This window comes from Serratia sp. CC22-02 (assembly GCF_900182895.1).
GTDB lineage: Bacteria > Pseudomonadota > Gammaproteobacteria > Enterobacterales > Enterobacteriaceae > Serratia > Serratia nevei.
On sequence record NZ_FXUD01000010.1, the window covers coordinates 22,599 to 44,199 of the forward strand.

A 21,601-nucleotide genomic window follows, 5' to 3' on the forward strand; every position below is an offset into this window, starting at 1 on the left:
TTCATAAGAGGTCAATGCAATGTCGAGCAACAAAAAACCGATGGTACTGGTGATCCTGGACGGTTACGGCCATCGTGAAGAGCGGCAGGACAACGCGATCCTGAACGCCGGCACCCCGGTGATGGATCGCCTGTGGCGGGAGCAGCCGCATACGCTGATCGCCGCTTCCGGGCTGGATGTCGGCCTGCCCGATGGGCAAATGGGCAACTCCGAAGTCGGCCACGTCAACCTGGGCGCCGGGCGCATCGTGTACCAGGATCTGACCCGACTGGACAAAGCGATCGCCGACGGCGACTTCTTCGCCAACCCGGTGCTGACCGCCGCCGTCGATAAGGCCGTAGCGGCCGACAAGGCGGTGCATATCATGGGCCTGCTGTCGCCGGGCGGCGTGCACAGCCACGACGAGCACATCCTGGCCATGATCAAGCTGGCCGCCCAACGCGGCGCCAAAGCCGTTTATCTGCATGCCTTCCTCGACGGGCGCGACACGCCGCCGCGCAGCGCCGAAGCCCCGCTGCAACGCTGCCGCGACGCTTTCGCCGCGCTGGGCGTCGGGCGCATCGCCTCGCTGATCGGCCGCTACTACGCGATGGACCGCGACAACCGCTGGGATCGCGTGCAGCTGGTCTATGACCTGCTGACCGCGGCCAAAGGCGACGCCGTGGCCGAGGATGCGATCGCCGGCCTGCAGGCCGCTTATCAGCGCGGGGAAAACGACGAGTTCGTCAGACCGACCGTGATCCGCGCCGCCGGTGAGGCCGATGCCGCAATGCAGGACGGCGACGCGTTGATCTTCATGAACTTCCGCGCCGACCGCGCGCGCCAGATCACCCGCGCCTTCGTGAACGCGGATTTCGACGGTTTCCCACGCGCCAAACAGGTGCAGTTCGGCGATTTCGTGATGCTGACCGAATACGCCGCCGACATCGCAACCGCCTGCGCCTATCCGCCGGCGTCGCTGGCCAACACCTTCGGCGAATGGCTGATGAAGCACGACAAAACCCAGCTGCGCATCTCGGAAACCGAAAAATACGCCCACGTCACCTTCTTCTATAACGGCGGCGTGGAAACGCCGTTCAAGGGCGAAGACCGCGTGCTGGTCAACTCGCCGAAGGTTGCCACCTACGATCTGCAGCCGGAGATGAGCGCCGCCGAGCTGACCGACAAGCTGCTGAGCGCCATCCGCAGCGGCAAATACGATGCCATTATCTGCAACTACCCGAACGGCGACATGGTAGGGCATACCGGCGTGTATGAAGCGGCGGTCAAAGCGGTGGAAACGCTGGACGCCTGCATCGCCCAGGTGGTTGATGCAGTGCGCGACGTCGACGGCCAGCTGCTGATCACCGCCGATCACGGCAACGCCGAGCAGATGCGCGATCCGGCCACCGGCCAGGCGCACACCGCCCACACCAGCCTGCCGGTGCCATTGATTTACGTCGGCAAACCGGCGCGGGCGGTCGAAGGCGGCAAGCTTTCGGACATCGCGCCAACCCTGTTAACGCTGATGGGAATGGAAATCCCGCAAGAGATGACTGGTAAGCCGCTGTTCATCGTGGAATAATCCTTCTCCATGAGGGAGAAGGCGTTTTTTGCACTATCAAGGGTAACCCGAAGCGCAAACGCAGGCAGCCGACCGCTGCCTGAACGCACCGCGCCAAGGACGTTCACCGCCATGTGCGCCAGCGTATTTTGCGCTGGCGTCTTGCTGTTGCCGCTCGCCGGCCAGGCGGCGGAAGACAATAAATCCCAGCTGAAAGACATCCAGCAGAGCATCGCCGAGAAAGAAAAAGCGGTGAAGCAGCAGCAACAGCAGCGCAGCTCGCTGCAGGATCAGCTGCGTCAGCAGGAAAAAACCATCGCCCAGGCCAGCCGCCAGTTGCGCGACACCCAGGGCACGCTCACCCAACTGGGCAAAGACATTTCCGGCCTGAACGCCTCGATAGCCAAACTGCAAAAGCAGCAATCGACCCAACAAAACCTCCTCGCCAAACAGCTCGACGCCGCCTTCCGGCAAGGGCAGCACAGCGCCGTGCAGCTGATCCTCAGCGGTGAAGAAAGCCAGCGCAGCGAACGTATTCTGGCCTATTTCGGCTATCTGAACGAAGCGCGTCAGAAAACCATCGAAGAGCTGAAGCAGACCCGCGCCGAGCTGGCGAAGCAAAAAACCACGCTGGTGGCCAAACAGGGCCAGCAAAAATCCTTACTGGGCGAGCAACAGACGCAGCAGCAGAAGCTGGAGCAGGCGCGTGGCGCCCGCAAGAAAACGCTGACCGCGCTGGAAGCCTCGCTGGAAAAAGACCAACAACGCCTGGTGGAACTGCGCCAGAACGAAGCCCGCATGCGCGACAAGATCGCTCGGGCGGAGCGCGAAGCCCGTGCGCGCGCCGAACGCGAAGCGCGTGAAGCGGCCAAGGTGCGCGAACAGGTGCGCATCAAGGAGCAGCAGGCGAAGAAAACCGGCACGACCTACAAACCTAGCGAAGCCGATCGCTCGCTGATGGCGCGAACCGGCGGCCTCGGTCGTCCGGCCGGCCAGCTGATGTGGCCGGTGCGCGGCCGCACGCTGCACGGCTTTGGCGAACAGCAGCAGGGCGAGCTACGCTGGAAAGGCATGGTGATCGAAGCCCGCGAAGGCAGCGAAGTGAAAGCCGTCGCCGATGGCCGCGTGCTGCTGGCCGACTGGCTGCAAGGCTATGGCCTGATGGTGGTGGTCGAACACGGTAAAGGCGACATGAGCGTGTACGGCTACAACCAAAGCGCGTTGGTCAACGTCGGGGCGCAGGTGCGCGCCGGCCAGCCGATCGCTCTGGTCGGCACCAGCGGCGGCCAGGGAACGCCGTCGCTCTATTTCGAAATCCGTCGTCAGGGACAGGCGGTTAACCCACTGCCGTGGTTGGGAAGATAGATTTGCGCTATGTCAAAACCCGAACAGCTCTGTTAATAGGCTGTCTGCTGCAGGTTTACGCTGCGCAGGCAGGAAAACTCTCCATCGTCATCGATGACGTGGGCTACCGCCCTCACGAAGAAAACGCGGTGCTGCAAATGCCGACGGCGATCTCGGTCGCGGTGTTGCCCAACGCGCCGCATGCCCGCCTGATGGCCACCCGCGCCCACAGCCAGGGCCGCGAAGTCTTGATCCACATGCCGATGGCGCCGCTCAGCAAGCAGCCGCTGGAGCGCGATACCCTGCAGCCTTCCATGAGCAGCGACGAGATCCAGCGCATCATCCGCAATGCGGTGAACAACGTGCCCTACGCGGTCGGCATGAACAACCACATGGGCAGCGCCATGACCTCCAGCCTGCCGGGCATGCAGAAAGTGATGCAGGCGCTCGAAAGCTACCGCCTGTACTTCCTCGACAGCATGACCATCGGCAGCAGCCAGGCGACCCGCGCCGCGGCCGGCACCGGCGTGAAAGTGATCAAACGCAAGGTGTTTCTCGACGATACCGCGAACGAAGCCGACATCCGCCGCCAGTTCAACCGCGCGGTCGAATTGGCGCGGCGCAACGGCTCCGCCATCGCCATTGGCCACCCGCGCCCGGCGACGGTAAAGGTGCTGCAGCAGATGCTGCCGTCGCTGCCCGCCGATATCGTGCTGGTCAAGCCGAGCGCGCTGCTGAACGAACCGCAGGGCAACGCTGGCGGCAGCTACGTCCCGCCGCCGGTCAAACCGCAAAAACCGCAGCCGAAGAACCCGTTCAGCGGCGGCATCAAGCAGTGCAAGGTCAAACCGCCGAAGGAAAAAACCAACGCCGGCACCGCGCTGGGCGTCATCGCCGACAGCATCGCCAGCTCGCCGCCGGTGATCTTCATCAAGCGTCATTGGCAGCACTGGACGCAAGCCAAACCGCAAGCATAAAAAAAGGGCCGGAATTCCGGCCCTTTTCACGTTTGCCAAGATCAATCCCAGCTCAGCACCACTTTACCCGACTTGCCGGAGCGCATGGCGTCGAAGCCCTGCTGGAACTCGTCGATCGAGAAGCGGTGGGTGATGATCGGGGTCAAATCCAACCCGGACTGGATCAGCGCCGCCATCTTGTACCAGGTTTCGAACATTTCGCGGCCGTAAATCCCTTTGATAAACAGCCCTTTGAAGATGACCTGGTTCCAGTCGATCGACATGTCCGAAGGCGGAATGCCTAACATGGCGATACGCCCACCGTGGTTCATCGCATTGAGCAGCGTGCGGAACGCCGGCGGCGCGCCGGACATTTCCAGACCGACGTCGAACCCTTCGGTCATGCCCAGCTCGGCCATCACGTCGTTGAGGTTTTCCTTGCTGACGTTCACCGCGCGGGTCACGCCCATCTTGCGCGCCAGTTCCAGACGGTATTCGTTAACGTCGGTGATCACCACATGGCGGGCGCCGACGTGTTTGCACACCGCCGCCGCCATGATGCCGATCGGGCCGGCGCCGGAGACCAGCACGTCTTCACCGACCAGATCGAACGACAGCGCGGTGTGCACCGCATTGCCGAACGGATCGAAGATCGAAGCCAGTTCGTCGGAGATGTTATCCGGGATCTTGAAGGCGTTGAACGCCGGGATCACCAGGTATTCCGCGAAGCTGCCCGGACGGTTCACGCCCACGCCGACGGTGTTGCGGCACAGGTGCGTGCGGCCGCCGCGGCAGTTGCGGCAGTGGCCGCAGGTGATATGGCCTTCGCCGGACACGCGATCGCCGATGCTGAAACCTTTGACTTCCTGACCGATCGCCACCACTTCGCCCACGTATTCATGGCCGACCACCATCGGAACCGGAATGGTTTTTTGCGACCACTCGTCCCAGTTGTAGATATGCACATCGGTGCCGCAGATCGCGGTTTTGCGGATTTTGATCATGATGTCGTTGTGGCCCAGCTCCGGCTGAGGCACGTCGGTCATCCAAATCCCTTCTTCCGCTTTCAGTTTTGACAGTGCTTTCATGGTTTTACCTTATGCAATAACGCCAAGATCCTTACCGATACGTGTAAACGCCGCCACTGCGCGTTCGATTTGCTCCGGGGTGTGGTCGGCGGACATCTGGGTGCGGATGCGCGCCTGGCCTTTCGGCACCACCGGATAGAAGAAACCGGTCACATAGATGCCTTCCTTGAGCAACGCATTGGCGAATTCCTGCGCCAGCTTCGCCTCACCCAGCATGACCGGGATGATGGCGTGATCGGCGCCGGCCAATGTGAAGCCGGCGGCGGTCATTTTTTCGCGGAACAGACGCGCGTTAGCCCACAGGCGATCGCGCAGGGCGTCGCCCTCTTCCAGCAGTTCCAGCACTTTGATCGACGCGGCGACGATCGCCGGCGCCAGCGAGTTGGAGAACAGGTACGGGCGCGAACGCTGGCGCAGCCACTCCACCACTTCTTTCTTGGCGGCGGTGTAGCCGCCGGAAGCGCCGCCCAGCGCTTTGCCTAACGTACCGGTAATGATATCGACGCGGCCCATCACTTCGCAGTATTCATGGGTGCCACGCCCGTTGACGCCGACAAAGCCCACCGCGTGGGAGTCATCCACCATCACCAGAGCCTGATACTCGTCCGCCAGATCGCAGACCCCTTTCAGGTTGGCGATCACGCCGTCCATCGAGAATACGCCGTCGGTGGCGATCAGGATGTGACGCGCGCCGTCGGCTTTGGCCTGCTTCAGCTGTGCGGCCAGCTCGGTCATGTCGTTATTGGCGTAGCGATAGCGCTTGGCCTTGCACAGGCGCACGCCGTCGATGATCGACGCGTGGTTCAGCGCATCGGAGATAATGGCGTCTTCCGGGCCCAGCAGGGTTTCGAACAGCCCGCCGTTGGCGTCGAAGCAGGAGGAGTACAGGATCGCGTCTTCCATGCCCAAGAAAGCCGCCAGTTTCTGTTCCAGCTGCTTGTGGCTGTCCTGGGTGCCGCAGATGAAGCGCACCGACGCCATGCCGAAACCGTGGCTGTCCATTCCCGACTTGGCGGCGGCGATCAGCGCCGGATGATTGGCCAAACCCAGGTAGTTATTGGCGCAGAAGTTGATCACATGGCTGCCGTCGGCAACGGCGATATCCGCCTGTTGCGCGGAGGTGATGATGCGTTCTTCCTTGAACAGCCCTTCACTGCGAGTGGCGGCAAGCTGTTGTTCCAACTGCTGATAAAAAGACGCTGACATTCGGTTATCTCCAGGATTGGGCTATTTGCGGCATATTTTACTGATTTGTAACCAAACTGACGAGAATGCGCGGGAGAGAATATTAAAATTGCAGCAGATATCACGGCAAAAGGCGGGCTTCAATGGCAATGCGGGATATTCGGAGCCCTTCCGCTGTTTGCCGCGGCATGAAATGCTATGATAACCGCCATTGAGCGTGGGGCATTGTGCTCCACCAGCAGCTTAGCAGGGGTAACCCAATGATTATCGTCACAGGCGGCGCCGGCATGATCGGCAGCAACATCATTAAGGCACTGAACGACAAGGGATATCGCGATATCCTGGTGGTGGATAACCTGAAAGACGGCACCAAGTTCGTCAACCTGGTCGATCTGGACATCGCCGACTATATCGATAAAGAAGACTTTATTGCCAGCATCATGGCCGGCGACGATCTGGGCGATATCGAAGCGGTCTTCCACGAAGGCGCCTGCTCCGCGACCACCGAGTGGGACGGCAAGTACATGATGGACAATAACTATCAGTACTCCAAAGACCTGCTGCACTACTGCCTGGATCGCGAAATCCCGTTCCTGTACGCCTCCTCCGCCGCCACTTACGGCGGCCGCGAAGAGTTCATCGAAGAGCGGGAGTATGAAGCGCCGCTCAACGTGTACGGCTACTCCAAATTCCTGTTCGACCAGTACGTGCGCGAGATCCTGCCGGAAGCGGACTCGCAGATCTGCGGCTTCCGCTACTTCAACGTTTACGGCCCGCGCGAAGGCCACAAAGGCAGCATGGCCAGCGTCGCCTTCCACCTGAATACCCAGCTCAACCGCGGCGAAAACCCGAAGCTGTTCGCCGGCAGCGAAAACTTCAAGCGTGACTTCATCTACGTCGGCGACGTAGCGGCGGTTAACCTGTGGTTCTGGGAAACCGGCAAATCCGGCATCTTCAACTGCGGCACCGGCCGGGCGGAAACCTTCCAGGCGGTGGCCGACGCGGTGGTGGACTTCCACCAGAAGGGCGCGGTGGAATACATCGAGTTCCCGGAGAAGCTGAAGGGCCGCTATCAGGCTTACACCCAGGCCGATCTGACCAAGCTGCGCGCCGCCGGCTACGACGCACCGTTCAAAACGGTCGCCGAAGGCGTGAAAGAGTACATGACCTGGTTGAACCGCACCGCATAAGCTGAAGGAATTAACGCTGGGTATGAAAATACTGGTTATCGGCCCTTCTTGGGTTGGCGACATGATGATGTCGCAAAGTCTCTATCGCACCCTGAAGGCCGAATACCCGTCGGCGGAGATCGATGTGATGGCGCCGGCCTGGTGCCGCCCGCTGCTGGCGCGCATGCCGGAAGTCAATCAGGCGCTGGCGATGCCGCTGGGCCACGGCGCGCTGGGGCTCGGCGAGCGTCGCCGCCTGGGGCGGGCCCTGCGCGCCAACCGTTACGATCGCGCTTACGTTCTACCCAACTCGTTCAAATCCGCGCTGGTGCCTTTCTTTGCCGATATCCCGCAGCGTACCGGCTGGCGGGGTGAAATGCGTTACGGCCTGCTGAACGACGTCCGCGTGCTCGACAAGGCGGCCTTCCCGCTGATGGTGCAGCGCTACGTGGCGCTGGCCTATGACAAAGGCCGCATTCAGCGCGCCGACGATCTGCCGCAGCCGCTGCTGTGGCCGCAGCTGCAGGTGAGCGACGAAGAAATCGCCGACACCACCGCAGCGTTCAACCTGACCGGCAGCCGACCGATCGTCGGCTTCTGCCCGGGCGCAGAGTTCGGCCCCGCCAAACGCTGGCCGCACTATCACTACGCGACACTGGCTCAGCGGCTGATCGAGAGCGGCTATCAAATAGCGCTGTTCGGTTCGGCGAAAGACCACGAGGCCGGCGAACAGATCCGCGCCGCGCTGCAGGAAGACGCGCGCGATTTCTGCCTTAACCTGGCCGGAAAAACCCAGCTGGAGCAGGCGGTGATCCTGATCGCGGCCTGCCGGGCAGTGGTCAGCAACGACTCGGGCTTAATGCACGTTGCCGCAGCGTTGAACAAACCGCTGATAGCCTTGTACGGCCCAAGCAGCCCCGACTTCACGCCGCCGCTCTCCGACAAGGCGCGGGTCATTCGCTTGATCAGCGGCTACCACAAGGTGCGTAAGGGCGATGCCGAGCAGGGGTACCACCAAAGTTTGATCGATATTCAGCCGCAGCAAGTGTTGGACGCGCTGACGCCGTTACTTGTCGCCAGCGAGGAATAGTCATGCAGGTGTTAATCGTAAAAACCTCCTCGATGGGGGACGTGCTGCATACGCTGCCCGCCCTGACCGACGCGCTGCAGGCCATTCCCGATATCCGCTTCGACTGGGTAGTGGAAGAAGGCTTCAGCCAAATCCCCACCTGGCACCCGGCGGTGGATCGCGTGATCCCGGTGGCCATTCGCCGCTGGCGCAAGAACTGGTTCGGCAACGACACCCGGCAACAGCGCTGCGACTTCAAGCGCGCGCTGCAAGAACGCCGTTACGACGTGGTGATCGACGCTCAGGGCCTGATCAAAAGCGCCGCGCTGATCACGCGCATCGCCAAAGGCAACAAACATGGCCCGGACTGCAAGAGCGCGCGCGAGCCGTTCGCCAGCTGGTTCTACAACGTGCGCCATGAGATAGACAAACAGCAGCACGCGGTGGAACGCACCCGTGAGCTGTTCGCCAAAAGCCTCGGTTACGACAAACCGGGCAGCTACGGCGATTACGCCATCGCCGCGCGCTTTCTCAGCCGCCCGCCGGCCGATGCCGGGCAGTATTTGGTGTTTCTGCACGCGACGACGCGTGACGACAAGCACTGGCCGGAGCAGAACTGGCGCGAGCTGATCGCGCTGACGGCCGACAGCGGGCTGAAGATCAAACTGCCGTGGGGCGCAGAGCATGAACATCAGCGCGCGCTGCGGTTGGCGGAAGGTTTTTCACATGTCGAAGTGCTGCCGAAGCTCAGCCTGCAGCAGGTGGCCGAGGTGCTGGCCGGCGCCAAGGGCGTGGTCTCGGTCGACACCGGGCTCAGCCATTTGACCGCCGCGCTCGACAAACCCAACATCACGCTGTTCGGGCCGACCGATCCCGGCCTGATCGGCGGCTACGGGCAAAATCAGCACTCGCTGATTTCGCCGGAAAAAAGCATGGCGACAATCGACGCCGATACGGCATGGCAGGCGTTGCAAAAGGTTATAGCATGAAAAAACTGCATATTATCAACCTGGGTAAAATGGGCGGCGTCGAACGCCTGTTCCTGCAGTACATCAACGATACCACCGACGGCAGCAACCAGGTCTTGTGCATCAGCGGCGACATTGGCGAAGAGATCCGCCGCCAGCTGCCTGCGCATCAGCCCGTCACCTTCGCCAACCGCCTGATCAATGCGCTGCCGTTACGCTGCCCGCAGTTCCTGCGCAAATTTTTGCTGAAGTGGAAAATCGAGCGGGCGAACGCCGACGTGGTGATCGTCTGGGACCTGGTGCCGGGGCTGGCGGCCAAACCCAAACGCGGCAAACTGGTTTACTACGATCACGGCTGCTCCTGGCGTTACCCCAAGAATAAAAAGACGCTGAGTTTCTTCGCCATGCTGGACGGCGTCATTTCCGCCTCGCACGCGTCGAAGCGGGTGATGGAGCTGCGTTTTAATCTGCCTTGCCCAAATCACGTGGTGATCAACCGCATCAAGACGCCGGCGGGGATCGACACTGCGCCGAAAACGCTGTCGCAGCCGGTCAGGATCGGCACCGCTTCACGCCTGGTCAGCCTGAAAGGCATCAGCGTTTCATTATTAATGATGCAGGAACTGCTGCGGCGCGGGCATGACGTCACGCTGGAAGTGGCCGGCAAAGGGCCGGATCGCGCGGCGTTCGAGGCGCTGGCGGCCCGGCTTCAGCTCGGCGACCGCGTCACCTTCAGCGGTTATCAGGATGACGTCGCCGGCTTCTTCAATCGCACGCACATCTACATGAGCACGCCGATCACCGAGCCGTTCGGCTTGTCCTGCATGGAATCGCTCTATTTCGGCGTGCCGGTCATTTTCCCGCAGGTTGACGGCCAGCCGGAAGCGGTCAAGGACGGCGTCTGCGGCATTGGCTTGACGCCGTCGGTCACCGTCGAACAACACCGGCAGCTCACCAATATCGAGGTCGACTTCCCGCATGAGGTCTACGATCCGTTGACCGACAGCCTGGTCGCGCCCAAGCTGCTGTCGCATCTCGACTGTGCGGATGCGGTTGAGAAATTGCTGGCGCGCGAAACCTACCAGACTCTGAGCCGAAATGCGCAGCGCTATCCTGCGGAACATTTCAACTATGCTCAGTTCAAAGCTGAGTTCGACGACACGCTGCGATCCTTTATCGCTTAATTGAAACGTGAGCCGGAAAACACGCCCGATGCTAAAACACAGAACGCCGCACCCTGCCTTCAGCTATCTGATCTATCTGGGGTGCGCCATCGCTTTTTGCACCATCCCTTTCGGTTCCGCGACCGGACGCAATCTGTTTTACGTTTCCAGCTACATCGCCTTTATCGCCGTTTGCCTGTACCCGCGCTACTACTTCAGCAACGCGAGAAATCTGCTGCTGCCCGCACTGATGTTCAGCGTGGGCATGGGAACCATCCTCTGGATGCATCACTTCAAACAGCCGGGTGAGTACATCAATATTTATCGCTCTTATATGTCGACCGGCAAACTGCAGCTCGCGACCGCTTTCATTTTGCTGATCGCGCTCAATGAGCGGTTGTGCATGCAGCGCCTGCTGATCGTCGTGGCTCTCGCCACCGGCTTGGCGGTCAACGCCTATTCCCTCTATCAGGGATTGCGGCTGGATATCCCGCGCGTAGAGCTCAACTTCGATCGCGCCACGGTCGCCGCCTACCTGATGACCGCCATCGATCTGGTGATGATGCAAGCCATCCTGATGCTGCGCACCCGCTACCGCCTGGCGTTGTACATCGCTGCGTTCCTGCTGTCCTTCTCTGCGCTGGTGCTCACCGGCACGCGCGCGGCCATGTTGGTCTACCCGGTAGCGGTCTGCCTGTCGCTGCTGGCGACCAAGCAGCTGGTTTCCAGGAAACACAAACTCGCGTTGGTGGCCTCGGTACCGCTGCTGCTCGTAGCCTGCGGCCTGGTGTTTAAACCGCAGATAGAAGAACGCATTCAGGCCTTTGAGACCGATATGCGTCTGATGGATCAGCCACAGACTGAAAACTCGATCATTTCACGGCTGTCGATGCAAACGCTGGCATGGCGCACCGGTTCACAAGCCCCTTGGGGCCAATCCGCCGAACAGCGCGGTGAAGAGATCCGTGCGATGGTCGCACAGCAACCTCGCCTGTCTGGCGTCATGCCCTACATCAACGTCCACCTGCACAACGAGCTGCTGGAAACCTACTCGCTCAAGGGCATCTGGGGCGTACTGCTGCTGCTGGCGCTCTATATCAGCCTGTTCTTCTCTTCCTTCCGGCCGCAGCGCAACGCGCTGCTGCTGAGCGTCAGCGCCAGCCTGTTCGTTTACGGCCTGAGCGACGTCATCTTCTTCAGCACGGAAGGCACCGTCATATTCTGCCTGGCGCTGATCGCCGCCGTTCTTTCCGTCCCGAAACAGCCCCCTGTTCAGGAGCCCACCCCGTGAATCCTCAGGAGCCGCTGCTCAGCGTTATCGTGCCGTTTTATAATAATGAAGCGTTCGTTATCGCTGCGCTGGATTCGTTATTTGCGCAGATTAGCGACGATATTGAGGTGGTGATCATCGATGATGGCTCCACCGACGCCTCCGGCGCGCTGGTCAGCCAATATCTGGCGCAGCGGCGGCACCCGCGCGTGGTCTTTACTTCACAGCCCAACGGCGGCATTGCGCACGCCCGCAATGTCGGCTTACGGCTGGCCACCGGCCGCTATCTCACCTTCCTCGACGGCGACGATCTGCTGAGCGACGACTATCTGGCAATCCTGCGGCCCCTGCTTACCGCCGGTGAAGATGACCTGATCGACTTTAATTATCAGAAGTTCACCGAGCATCCGCCGACGCCGGATAACCGCGCGGCGCAGCCCGTAGCCTACGACTTTTCACAGTTGGGGCTCGGCTGCCTGCAACCGCTTTTCGCACGCTCGATGTGGCATCTCTGGAGCCGCGTGTATAAACGTTCGCTGCTGGAAGGGGAAACGTTCGAAGACGGCAGGCGCTATGAAGACGTGATTTTCACGCCTTTTCAGTATTTCAAAACCCGCCGCATCGCCCATCTGGACTGCGAGCTCTATTTCTATCGGGATAACAGCCAAGGCATCACTCGCAATATCAAACCCAAAGATATTGAAGATCTGCTGTTCGCCATGGAGAAGATGCTGCATTTTGTGGCGCAGCATCCCGGGGATGAGCCGCTGCGCCGGTTGGCCGCCCTGATGCTGGCCAACTGCTTTTCCGAGGTGAAAAGCATGTCGAAGGCGGTATACGGCTATTATCATTACGCGCCGGCAACGCTGCACATCCTGCGCCGCGCCGCCGATATCTGCCACAACAGCGACGTGCCGGGCAAAAAAGTCCGCCAGATGCGCTATGCGCGAGTGGATACCTTTCTTTCGAAGCTGCGCGGGCGCAAGCCGCACTAACCGCATCGGCCGGGCGGCCGATGCGTCGTTGCTCCCTCAGCGCGCTAAAGGCACGTGCGCGACCAGCTCATCATAAATCCGCTGCGGCTGGATGACCCCCATCGGGCTTTCCGCCTCCAGCGGCATCGTATAGCCGGTACGCGACACCTGAATGATGCGGTGCAGTTCAGCATCCTGAATCGGGCCGGTGGAGCGTGAGTCGGCGGTCACGAACAGGCTGATGGTTTTCACCTTCAACGCCACTGCCAGATGCAGCGGCCCGGTATCGCCGGTGACCAGAACATGGAAACTGTCGATCAACGTCAGCAAGCCTTGCAGCCCCGTTTTACCGATCTGGTTATCCACGCAGGCCTGCGTTTGCGGGCCGATCAGGCTCATAAACTGTTTGGCCTTGCCGTCGTCGAACGGTGCGCCAATCAGCACGATGCGCACATTGGGGTGCTTCGCCACCAGCTCATCGGCCAGCCGCGCATAGTGCGAAACCGGCCAGCAACGCGACTCTGTTGACGCCCCCAGTTGAAAACCGATGGTGGGATGCTCGCTGCTTTTGACGCCGCGCTGATAATCCACGGGAATTTCCATCGTCGGATCGTCGCTGCGGCAGCCTAAGATGGAAATCAGCTCCAGTTTGCGGCGTACAAAGTGGCCGTAATAATGGAAGATATAATTGGTCAGCCAAGGCTCCAGCCCGCAAATGCCCGAGCTGTAGTTATCCCTGATAATGTACTTCGCCCCGGCCAGTACGGCGCTGATGATGTCATAAGGCAGGTGGGAGTGCAGAATCAGCGCCAAATCCGGCTGATGTTCGCGCAACGATTTCAGCAATGGGCGTATCGTCTTGATCTTGCTGTCCCAATACACCACGCGATCGTAATAACGGCCGTTTTCCACCAGCTCGCGGTTTTTCTTGTGCACCACCAGCGTGATGTGCGCATTGGGGTAGCGTTCCCTCATCGCCCTCAATGCCGGCGTGTTGAACATGAAGTCGCCCAACGCCGTGGTGGAATAGATAACGATATTGTCAAACTGCTGGGCGCCGTCGAACGTCGCCTTATCCTGAAAACGGCCGTACTTCGCCGTATAGCGCCGCAAGAACCAGTCGGCAACCTTGATTTTCCATTTCTTCGACATGTGCGTGCTTAGTTCGCTTTAAGTTGATAATACTCGGCCAGCGTCATGCCCACCGTACGCTGCTGCAGCCAGTCAAACAGCTGCTCCAGATCGCGGTACAGCCCTTCGATATCCTGCTCGGTTTTGAACGTCGGGCTGCCGCCCGGCATAAATTCGGAGGAGTGCAGCATAAATTCGACGTAGTCATGCCCCTGCGCCAGCGACGCCTCAGCCACGCTTATCATCTTGGCCACGTTGCCGCCACTCGGCCGCAGCCAGTTGACGGACGGCGAACGCCGCTTGCCGCGCAGCCGGTCATAACCTTGCTTGAACGCGTTCATCAGCGCCGAGTGCTTGTACTGAATGCTCATCGGCACTTCCAACAGCGGCGAAGCGCCCGGTTTGGCAATGTTCTGCGGATCGATGAAATAAGCCTGCGACGGGAACCGGGTGTAATCGGTGCCGCCGTTGCCCTGCGGATTGCCCGGCGAAAACTGCCAGTTGACCCGCGGCGTCACCGAACAGTCCACCTGATAGCCGTATTCCAGCAGCAGCGAGGCATAATATTCGTTGAACGCCCAGCGGCCGGCGCGATGGCTGAGCATTTTGGTCTGGAAGGCATCTTCCAGCAGCTTGGTCATGTGATCGACCTTGGCGCGGATCTGATCGGCGGGATACTCGATCAAATAAGGCTTGTGGCGCCAGTCGTCGTCGGTGAGCGGCGTCAGCGGCGGGCTGTTCCAGGCGTGCAGGTGCATGCCCACTTCTCCCGCGCCGCGGGCGATCACGTCGCGCGCGAACTCGACGTAAGCCGGATCCATCGCCATTTCATAGTTGGTAAGATAAACCGGTTTGAAGGCGTATTTTTCGCACAATGCCTGAAAGCGCGGCAAGAAACGCGTGTTTTCGGTCGCGATGCGATCGTGGTTTTGCCACAGATTATCGCCTTCGGTATCAATGGTGATGAGAAACGCCGGTTTAGTCATGAATATCGAGCCTGATATCAACAGAATACACTATGTTACGCAGGCCGTTTCGCCAGGGCAAACGACTTTGCTGCCTGGTTTGGACAACGTTGAATCGCATTCGTCCCCGGCCCGGCGATTTTTTTGCGGCCCGGCAAGAAAACCTTGCAACAGTAGCCACATGCGATCGGGTCATTTAGAATCAAAGATTGGTTTCCCAGAAAGCGACTCATGATGAACGACGCGCCAGCCCCAACTTCCGCCCCATCCATACAGCGTATTTTGATCATAAAACTGCGCCATCACGGCGATATGCTGCTGGTCACGCCGGTCATCAGCAGCCTGCGGCAAAACTACCCGCAGGCGCAGATCGATGTGCTGCTGTATCAGGAAACGCAGGAGATGCTGGCCAGCAATTCGGAACTGTCGACGCTGTTCGCCATCGACCGCCAATGGAAAAAACAGGGCACCCGCGCGCATCTGGGGCACGAGCTGGCGCTGCTGCGCCGCCTGAAGGCGCAGCGCTACGATCTGGTGGTCAACCTGGCCGATCAGTGGCGCAGCGCCATTATCACGCGCCTGACCGGCGCGCGCATCCGTCTGGGCTTCGATTTCCCCAAACGCCGCGGCTTCCTGTGGCGCCACTGCCACACGCAGCTGGTGCCGGTCGACAATCACGCCCACCTGCATACCGTCGAACAAAATCTCTCGCTGCTGGCGCCGCTGAACCTGCCCGCGCTCAGTGATCATGTGACCATGAGTTACGATCCGCAGGATTGGCAGGCCTGTGAGCAACGGTTGCAGAAACAGGGCGTCGCCGGCAGTTATATTGTGGTGCAGCCCACCTCGCGCTGGTTCTTCAAATGCTGGAGCGAAGAGAAAATGGCCGCCACCCTCGCCGCCTTGCAGGCCGATGGCCATCAGTTGGTGATCACCTCCGGCCCCGACGCCAGAGAACAAGCCATGGTAGAACGCATTTTGGCGCTCTGCCCGCCGCAGGGCGTGATCTCGTTGGCCGGCCAGCTGACGCTGCGCCAACTGGCCGCCCTGATCGACCACGCCAAGCTGTTTATCGGCGTGGATTCGGTGCCGATGCACATGGCCGCCGCGCTGCAAACGCCGTGTGTGGCGCTGTTCGGCCCTTCCAAGCTGACTTTCTGGCGGCCATGGCAGGCTACCGGCGCCGTGATCTGGGCCGGCGACTTCGGCGAACTGCCCGATCCGGACGCCATTGATACCGGCACCGACGAACGGTATCTCGACCTTATTCCTACAGACGCGGTGATTGCAGCCGCGCGGAGCACGCTGGCATGAAAGCATTTCGTTTGGCGATCGTTCGCCAAAAATACCGCCCGGACGGCGGGGCCGAACGTTTCGTTTCCCGCGCCCTGGAGGCGCTGGAGCAACAGGATCTCGATCTGAACGTCATCACCCGCGAATGGCAGGGTGACGCCAATCCCAACTGGCATATCCACCTGTGCAACCCGTTAAAACTCGGCCGCATCAGCCGCGAGCGAGGCTTCGCCGTGGCAGCCAGGGCGCTGTGGCAGAAAGAGCGTTTCGATCTGGTGCAAAGCCACGAGCGCATTCCCGGCTGCGACATCTACCGCGCCGGCGACGGCGTACACCGCCGCTGGTTGCTGCAACGCGCGCGTCTGCTGCCGGAATGGCGCCGCAAATGGCTGTTCTCCAATCGCTATCACCGCTATGTGATGTGCGCCGAACGCGCCATGTACGCCGCGCCGGAGCTGAAAGCCGTCATCTGCAACGCCGAGATGATCAAGCAGGAAATCATCGCCGACTTTGGCGTGCCCGCCGACAAAATCACGGTGATCTATAACGCCATCGACAATCAAAAATTCCCGCCCGCCGACGAGGCCCTGCGCCAACGTCTGCGCGAGCAGTATCAGATACCACAACGGGCGCACTGCCTGATCTTCGTCGGCTCCGGTTTCGAGCGCAAAGGGCTGGCCGCCGCCATCCGCGCCGTGGCGGCGACCGATAGCCATCTGTTGGTGGTCGGCAAAGACAAGGCCGAAAAACGCTACCGGGCGCTGGCACAGTCGCTGGGCTGCGGCGAGCGGGTTCACTTTATGGGCGTGCAGAAGCAGACCTTGCCGTTCTATCAGGCCGCGGACGCGCTGCTCCTGCCGACGCTGTACGATCCGTTCCCGAATGTGATTCTGGAAGCGATGTCGTGCGGCCTGCCGGTTATCACCAGCACCACCTGCGGCGGCGCCGAGTTTATCACCCCCGGCCAGAACGGCTTCGTGACCGACGCGCTCGACGTACCGGCCATCACAGAGGCCATTCGGGCGCTGCCGCGCCAGGCGCTGGGATCATCCATGGGCGAAGCGGCGAGATTGCGCATTATGACGGCTACGCCGGCGCATCTGTCCGAACAGCTGATTTCCCTCTATAACCGGTTACTGGATTAGCTATGCGTATTCTGATGATCATCGACGGCCTGCCGGGAGGCGGCGCGGAAAAAGTGGTGCTGACCCTGTGCCAGGGCATGCAGCAACAGGGGCATGACGTCAGTCTGATCTCGCTGCGCGACGTCTGCAATTACCCTATCCCGTCAGGCATTGATTATCAGGTGGTGGCCGATCGCAGCCGTGCCCCCTGGCGCAAGCTGACCGAGCTGCCGCGCCGCGCCGCCGCGCTGGATCGGGCAATAGCCGAACACGAGCGCCAACGCGGCGCGTTCGATCTGGTGTTCTCCAATCTGCATAAAACCGATCGCATCGTCAGCCGCAGCAAGCGGTTGGCCGCGGATCGCCTGTGGTTCTGCATTCACGGCATTCTCTCCACCTCCTATCTCGGCCACCGCAAGGGCCTGGATCGCTGGCTGAAGCAGCGCAAAATCGCCAACGTTTACCAAGGGAGAAATATCGTCGCCGTTTCACGGGCGGTTGGCGACGATCTGCAGCAGAACTTGCCGATTCGCCCACGCCGGCTGGCGGTCATCAACAACCCGTTCGACATCGACGCCATCCAGCAACAGGCGGCGGCGCCTTGCGAACTGGCTGGCCAGGACTATCTGGTGCACGTCGGCCGCTTTCACACCGCCAAGCGGCATGACCGTCTGCTGAAAGCCTATGCGCACTCGGGCATTCAGGCACCACTGGCCTTGATAGGCACCGGGAATGATGCCAGAGTCGCCGAGGTCAAACGTCTGGCGACAGAGCTGGGCATCGCAGAGCGCGTGCTATTCCTCGGTTTCCAGGCCAATCCCTACCCGTTTATTCGCCATGCTTCGCTGCTGGTGCTCAGCTCCGACAGCGAAGGGTTTGGTAACGTGCTGGTGGAATCGCTGCTGTGCGGCACGCCGGTGGTCAGCACTCGCTGCCCGGGCGGCCCTGCGGAAATTCTGGAAAAAGCTGGCATGGCTAACGCGCTGGCGGAATTAAACGAAGCGTCGCTGGCAGAAAAAATGGCGGAAATTTACGCCAATCCGCCGCAGATAAATCAACAGCAATTGCTGAGTTATGGGCTGGAGCCTATTTGCCGTCAATATATTGAGCTGAAAGAAAAATAATAGAGAAATAAATAAGGCAGGGGATACCTGCCTTATTTTATTCGTTAGCTGAGCGCCTGCATTTTCTGCCAAACCTCATCGACAGAAACATCTTCACAGTGCCCCGACTCACTCTGCAAAATATGATGACGGCCGGTCCATGGATGCCAGGAGGCTTTATCGGTATCGCCAAAGAACACCACCATGTCCTTATTCAGCGCGGCGGCAAGATGCATCTGCCCACCGTCGCTGCACAGCACCCGGTCGCATAAATCGAACCCGCCCAACAGCTCGCGCACCGAGGCCGTCGGATAAAGCGCGACGCGTTCGTTTTGGCACAGCGCCAACAGCTGTTCGGCGCGCTGCTGGTCGCCGATGTCGTCCGGCGCCAGCGTGCCCTGCGGCGACCAGAAGATCAGCACACCGGTGTGGGGATCGGCAACCAGACGGTTGATGATTTCGGCATAGCGTTCAACCGGCCAACGCCTTTTCGGGCTGCGGCTGCTGATGTGCACGGCGCATACGCGCTCGACCGGTGGCAGACGCTCCTGTAGCCGTTGCGCCGCCAATTGCCGCTCTTCAGGCGTCAGAAACACCCGCACCGGCGGGATCGGAATGGATTGATCGGTTATCGCCGATAAATAGCTGTAGGTATGTTCGACCTGATGTTGACCGTGGAAATCGTCCTTGCGGAACGGGCGATGGATATCTTTCGTGCCCAAATCGGCGCCGATGATATGAGTGGCGCCGGCCATTTTCGCTAAACGCAGGCTGTATTTGCAAGGCACCGGGTTGGCCAGAATGACCGCATCGAACTTTATTTTTCGCAGCTTCAGGAAGATCATCAAGCGTTCGAAATAAACGCCCAACGTCGTTTCATTTTTCGCCTTGTGCTTGGCCTTTTTATAGACAAAGACTTTCTCGAGATGAGGATTGTTTTTAACAACGTCCTGGCTGACTTTATTGATCAGCAGATAAACTTTAGCGTCCGGATAGGCAATTTTCACCCCTTCAATCAGAGGCGTGGTGCAAACAAGATCGCCGATGTTGTCGCGGCGAATAATTAAAATATTCTTCATTCCGAGCCTGTCGGCGAAATCGCTCGCCGGTTGTCTGAAACTGACACCCAAGGTTACCAAATTAGCGCCTTTCCCTTCCAGTTATGGTACTATTCCGAATAACCCATATAAATGAAATTGATAGAATGTTGCTGCGTTTATATCAGGTACTACTCTACCTCATCCAACCCCTGATCTGGCTCCGCTTACTGCTGCGCAGCCGCAAAGCTCCAGCCTACCGTAAACGCTGGGCGGAACGCTATGGCTTCTGCGCCGGGAAAGTCGTGCCAGGCGGCATCATGCTGCATTCTGTCTCCGTCGGCGAAACGCTGGCGGCCATCCCGTTGGTACGGGCACTGCGCCACCGTTACCCCGCTTTGCCGATAACTGTGACCACAATGACCCCAACAGGTTCAGAACGCGTCCAGTCCGCTTTCGGCAAAGACGTACATCATGTCTATCTGCCCTACGATCTGCCCGGTTCCATGAACCGCTTCCTCGACCAGGTGAATCCCAAGCTGGTGATCATCATGGAAACCGAGCTGTGGCCTAACCTGATTAACGCGCTGCATCAGCGGCAGATCCCCCTGGTGATCGCCAATGCGCGCCTGTCGGCCCGCTCCGCCGCCGGCTATAAGAAAATTGGCGGGTTCATGCGCGATATGCTGCGCCGCATTACGCTGATCGCCGCACAGAACCAGGAAGACGGCGATCGGTTTATCGAACTGGGCCTGAAGCGCTCGCAGCTGGCCGTAACCGGCAGCCTGAAGTTCGATATCTCCGTCACCCCGGAACTGGCCGCCCGCGCCGTTACGCTGCGTCGCCAATGGGCGCCGCGCCGCCCGGTGTGGATCGCTACCAGCACCCATGACGGTGAAGAAACCATCCTGCTGGAAGCACACCGCAAACTGCTGGAAAAACACCCCGACCTGCTGCTGATCCTGGTGCCGCGTCACCCGGAACGCTTCCCGACCGCCAAAGAGCTGGTGCAGAAGGCCGGCTTCAGCTACACCCTGCGCAGCAGCGGCGAAATCCCGTCCGGCAGCACCCAGGTGGTGATCGGCGATACCATGGGCGAGCTGATGCTGCTGTACGGCATCGCCGATCTGGCCTTTGTCGGCGGCAGTCTGGTGGAACGCGGCGGGCACAACCCGCTGGAAGCCGCCGCGCACGCCATCCCGGTGCTGATGGGCCCGCATACCTTCAACTTCAAAGACATCTGCGCCAAGCTCTCGCAGGCCGAAGGCCTGATCACCGTGACCGACGTGGATTCGCTGGTGAAGGAAGTGGAAACCCTGCTGACCGACGAAGACTACCGGCGCTACTACGGCCGCCATGCGGTGGAAGTGTTGTATCAGAATCAGGGAGCGTTGCAGCGCCTGCTGCAGCTGCTGGAACCGCACCTGCCGCCCCGGAGTCACTGAATGAGCAGCCGCAAAAGCCTGTCGGTGGTGATGATCGCCAAAAACGAAGCCGGGCTGTTGCCGGACTGTCTGCGTTCGGTCGAATGGGCCGATGAAATCATCGTGCTGGACTCCGGCAGCGAGGACGACAGCGTCGCCGTCGCCGAAGGCCTGGGCGCCAAAGTCTTCACGCACACCGACTGGCAAGGGTTCGGCAAGCAGCGTCAGCTGGCGCAAAGCTATGCCAGCCATGACTACGTTTTGATGATCGACGCCGACGAACGCGTCACGCCCGAGCTGCGGCAATCCATCGAGCGGGTGTTGAATGCGCCGGACGACGGCGCCGTCTACAGCTGTGCGCGGCGCAACCTGTTTCTAGGCCGCTTCATGCGCCACAGCGGCTGGTATCCCGACCGCGTCAACCGCCTGTACGCCAACCAACGCTATCGTTATAACGACGATCTGGTGCACGAATCGCTGAACATCGGCGGCGCCAAAGTGATCCCCCTCAGCGGTGATATGCTGCACCTGACCTGCCGCGACTTCTTCGCCTTCCAGCGCAAACAGCTGCGCTACGCCGAAGAGTGGGCCACGCAGCGCCACCGGGCCGGCAAGCGCTGCGGCTATCTGTCTATCCTGACCCATACGCTCGGCGCCTTCGTCAAAACCTGGCTGCTGCGCGCCGGCTTCCTGGATGGCAAACAGGGGTTGCTGTTAGCGGTGGTCAACGCGCAATATACCTTCAATAAATATGCCGCATTATGGGCATTGGGCCGCAACTACTCAGAGAAGTGA

At 60.3% G+C, this 21,601-nt stretch carries 19 protein-coding genes; 14 read left to right on the forward strand and 5 right to left on the reverse strand.

The features are described 5' to 3' along the window. Positions 1 to 19 precede the first annotated feature (19 nt). Genes gpmM through QOL81_RS23445 form a run of 3 tightly spaced genes read left to right on the forward strand, consistent with a single transcriptional unit; the run spans position 20 to position 3,864 of the window. Complete coding sequence (gene gpmM, locus QOL81_RS23435) at positions 20 to 1,564, forward strand: 2,3-bisphosphoglycerate-independent phosphoglycerate mutase (RefSeq protein ID WP_070913795.1); 1,545 nt, start codon at positions 20 to 22, stop codon at positions 1,562 to 1,564. A 9-nt stretch (positions 1,565 to 1,573) separates the two neighbouring features. Then, positions 1,574 to 2,908, forward strand: a complete 1,335-nt coding sequence (gene envC / locus QOL81_RS23440; RefSeq protein WP_049201812.1) for a murein hydrolase activator EnvC — start codon at positions 1,574 to 1,576, stop codon at positions 2,906 to 2,908. 2 nt (positions 2,909 to 2,910) lie between these two features. Then, on the forward strand, positions 2,911 to 3,864 hold the full coding sequence (locus QOL81_RS23445) for a divergent polysaccharide deacetylase family protein (RefSeq protein WP_070913796.1): 954 nt from the start codon (positions 2,911 to 2,913) through the stop codon (positions 3,862 to 3,864). A gap of 41 nt (positions 3,865 to 3,905) precedes the next feature. Here the strand turns inward: QOL81_RS23445 and tdh are convergent, their stop codons facing one another. Both tdh and kbl read right to left on the reverse strand, forming a co-directional pair. Next, on the reverse strand, positions 3,906 to 4,931 hold the full coding sequence (tdh, locus tag QOL81_RS23450) for an L-threonine 3-dehydrogenase (RefSeq protein ID WP_025304682.1): 1,026 nt from the start codon (positions 4,929 to 4,931) through the stop codon (positions 3,906 to 3,908). A gap of 9 nt (positions 4,932 to 4,940) precedes the next feature. Beyond that, the gene (gene kbl / locus QOL81_RS23455; protein ID WP_070913797.1) at positions 4,941 to 6,137 is read right to left on the reverse strand and encodes a glycine C-acetyltransferase; all 1,197 of its coding nucleotides are present in this window, start codon (positions 6,135 to 6,137) and stop codon (positions 4,941 to 4,943) included. A 239-nt stretch (positions 6,138 to 6,376) separates the two neighbouring features. On the opposite strand from kbl, the gene rfaD reads away from it, so the two are divergent. Genes rfaD through QOL81_RS23485 form a run of 6 tightly spaced genes read left to right on the forward strand, consistent with a single transcriptional unit; the run spans position 6,377 to position 12,750 of the window. Further along, entirely contained in the window at positions 6,377 to 7,306 is a 930-nt protein-coding gene (gene rfaD, locus QOL81_RS23460; protein ID WP_060424984.1) for an ADP-glyceromanno-heptose 6-epimerase, read from the forward strand. Positions 7,307 to 7,328: 22 nt separating this feature from the next. Further along, complete coding sequence (rfaF, locus tag QOL81_RS23465; RefSeq protein WP_060424986.1) at positions 7,329 to 8,375, forward strand: ADP-heptose--LPS heptosyltransferase RfaF; 1,047 nt, start codon at positions 7,329 to 7,331, stop codon at positions 8,373 to 8,375. A 2-nt stretch (positions 8,376 to 8,377) separates the two neighbouring features. After that, positions 8,378 to 9,343 (forward strand): lipopolysaccharide heptosyltransferase RfaC, encoded by a 966-nt coding sequence (gene rfaC, locus QOL81_RS23470; protein ID WP_047729607.1) that lies wholly within the window; start codon positions 8,378 to 8,380, stop codon positions 9,341 to 9,343. After that, entirely contained in the window at positions 9,340 to 10,506 is a 1,167-nt protein-coding gene (locus QOL81_RS23475; RefSeq protein WP_060441455.1) for a glycosyltransferase, read from the forward strand. The genes rfaC and QOL81_RS23475 overlap by 4 nt, the downstream gene beginning before the upstream one ends. A gap of 28 nt (positions 10,507 to 10,534) precedes the next feature. After that, positions 10,535 to 11,776 carry an O-antigen ligase family protein gene (locus QOL81_RS23480; protein WP_070913798.1) on the forward strand — a complete coding sequence of 414 codons (1,242 nt, stop codon included), beginning with the start codon at positions 10,535 to 10,537 and terminating at the stop codon, positions 11,774 to 11,776. Then, positions 11,773 to 12,750, forward strand: coding sequence for a glycosyltransferase family 2 protein (locus QOL81_RS23485; RefSeq protein ID WP_070913799.1), 978 nt, complete (start codon positions 11,773 to 11,775; stop codon positions 12,748 to 12,750). The genes QOL81_RS23480 and QOL81_RS23485 overlap by 4 nt, the downstream gene beginning before the upstream one ends. Before the next feature lie 36 nt (positions 12,751 to 12,786). Here QOL81_RS23485 and QOL81_RS23490 read toward each other — a convergent pair whose 3' ends face one another. Then, positions 12,787 to 13,881, reverse strand: a complete 1,095-nt coding sequence (locus QOL81_RS23490) for a glycosyltransferase family 9 protein (RefSeq protein WP_060441452.1) — start codon at positions 13,879 to 13,881, stop codon at positions 12,787 to 12,789. An 8-nt stretch (positions 13,882 to 13,889) separates the two neighbouring features. Beyond that, entirely contained in the window at positions 13,890 to 14,846 is a 957-nt protein-coding gene (locus QOL81_RS23495) for a polysaccharide deacetylase family protein (RefSeq protein WP_060441451.1), read from the reverse strand. 210 nt (positions 14,847 to 15,056) lie between these two features. Here QOL81_RS23495 and rfaQ point away from each other — a divergent pair, with 210 nt between their 5' ends. The 3 genes from rfaQ to QOL81_RS23510 are packed head-to-tail and all read left to right on the forward strand — an operon-like array spanning position 15,057 to position 18,366. Next, positions 15,057 to 16,139 carry a putative lipopolysaccharide heptosyltransferase III gene (gene rfaQ / locus QOL81_RS23500; RefSeq protein WP_070913800.1) on the forward strand — a complete coding sequence of 361 codons (1,083 nt, stop codon included), beginning with the start codon at positions 15,057 to 15,059 and terminating at the stop codon, positions 16,137 to 16,139. Next, positions 16,136 to 17,263 carry a glycosyltransferase family 4 protein gene (locus QOL81_RS23505; protein WP_049270058.1) on the forward strand — a complete coding sequence of 376 codons (1,128 nt, stop codon included), beginning with the start codon at positions 16,136 to 16,138 and terminating at the stop codon, positions 17,261 to 17,263. Before rfaQ ends, QOL81_RS23505 begins: the two co-directional genes overlap by 4 nt. 2 nt (positions 17,264 to 17,265) lie before the next feature. Next, entirely contained in the window at positions 17,266 to 18,366 is a 1,101-nt protein-coding gene (locus QOL81_RS23510; protein ID WP_060425001.1) for a glycosyltransferase, read from the forward strand. Positions 18,367 to 18,410: 44 nt separating this feature from the next. On the opposite strand, the gene QOL81_RS23515 is transcribed toward QOL81_RS23510, so the two are convergent. Next, positions 18,411 to 19,424 carry a glycosyltransferase family 9 protein gene (locus tag QOL81_RS23515; RefSeq protein WP_049201837.1) on the reverse strand — a complete coding sequence of 338 codons (1,014 nt, stop codon included), beginning with the start codon at positions 19,422 to 19,424 and terminating at the stop codon, positions 18,411 to 18,413. A gap of 125 nt (positions 19,425 to 19,549) precedes the next feature. Between QOL81_RS23515 and waaA the strand changes: the two genes are divergently transcribed. Both waaA and QOL81_RS23525 read left to right on the forward strand, forming a co-directional pair. Next, complete coding sequence (waaA, locus tag QOL81_RS23520; protein WP_025304695.1) at positions 19,550 to 20,827, forward strand: lipid IV(A) 3-deoxy-D-manno-octulosonic acid transferase; 1,278 nt, start codon at positions 19,550 to 19,552, stop codon at positions 20,825 to 20,827. Further along, the gene (locus QOL81_RS23525) at positions 20,828 to 21,601 is read left to right on the forward strand and encodes a glycosyltransferase family 2 protein (RefSeq protein WP_038872579.1); all 774 of its coding nucleotides are present in this window, start codon (positions 20,828 to 20,830) and stop codon (positions 21,599 to 21,601) included.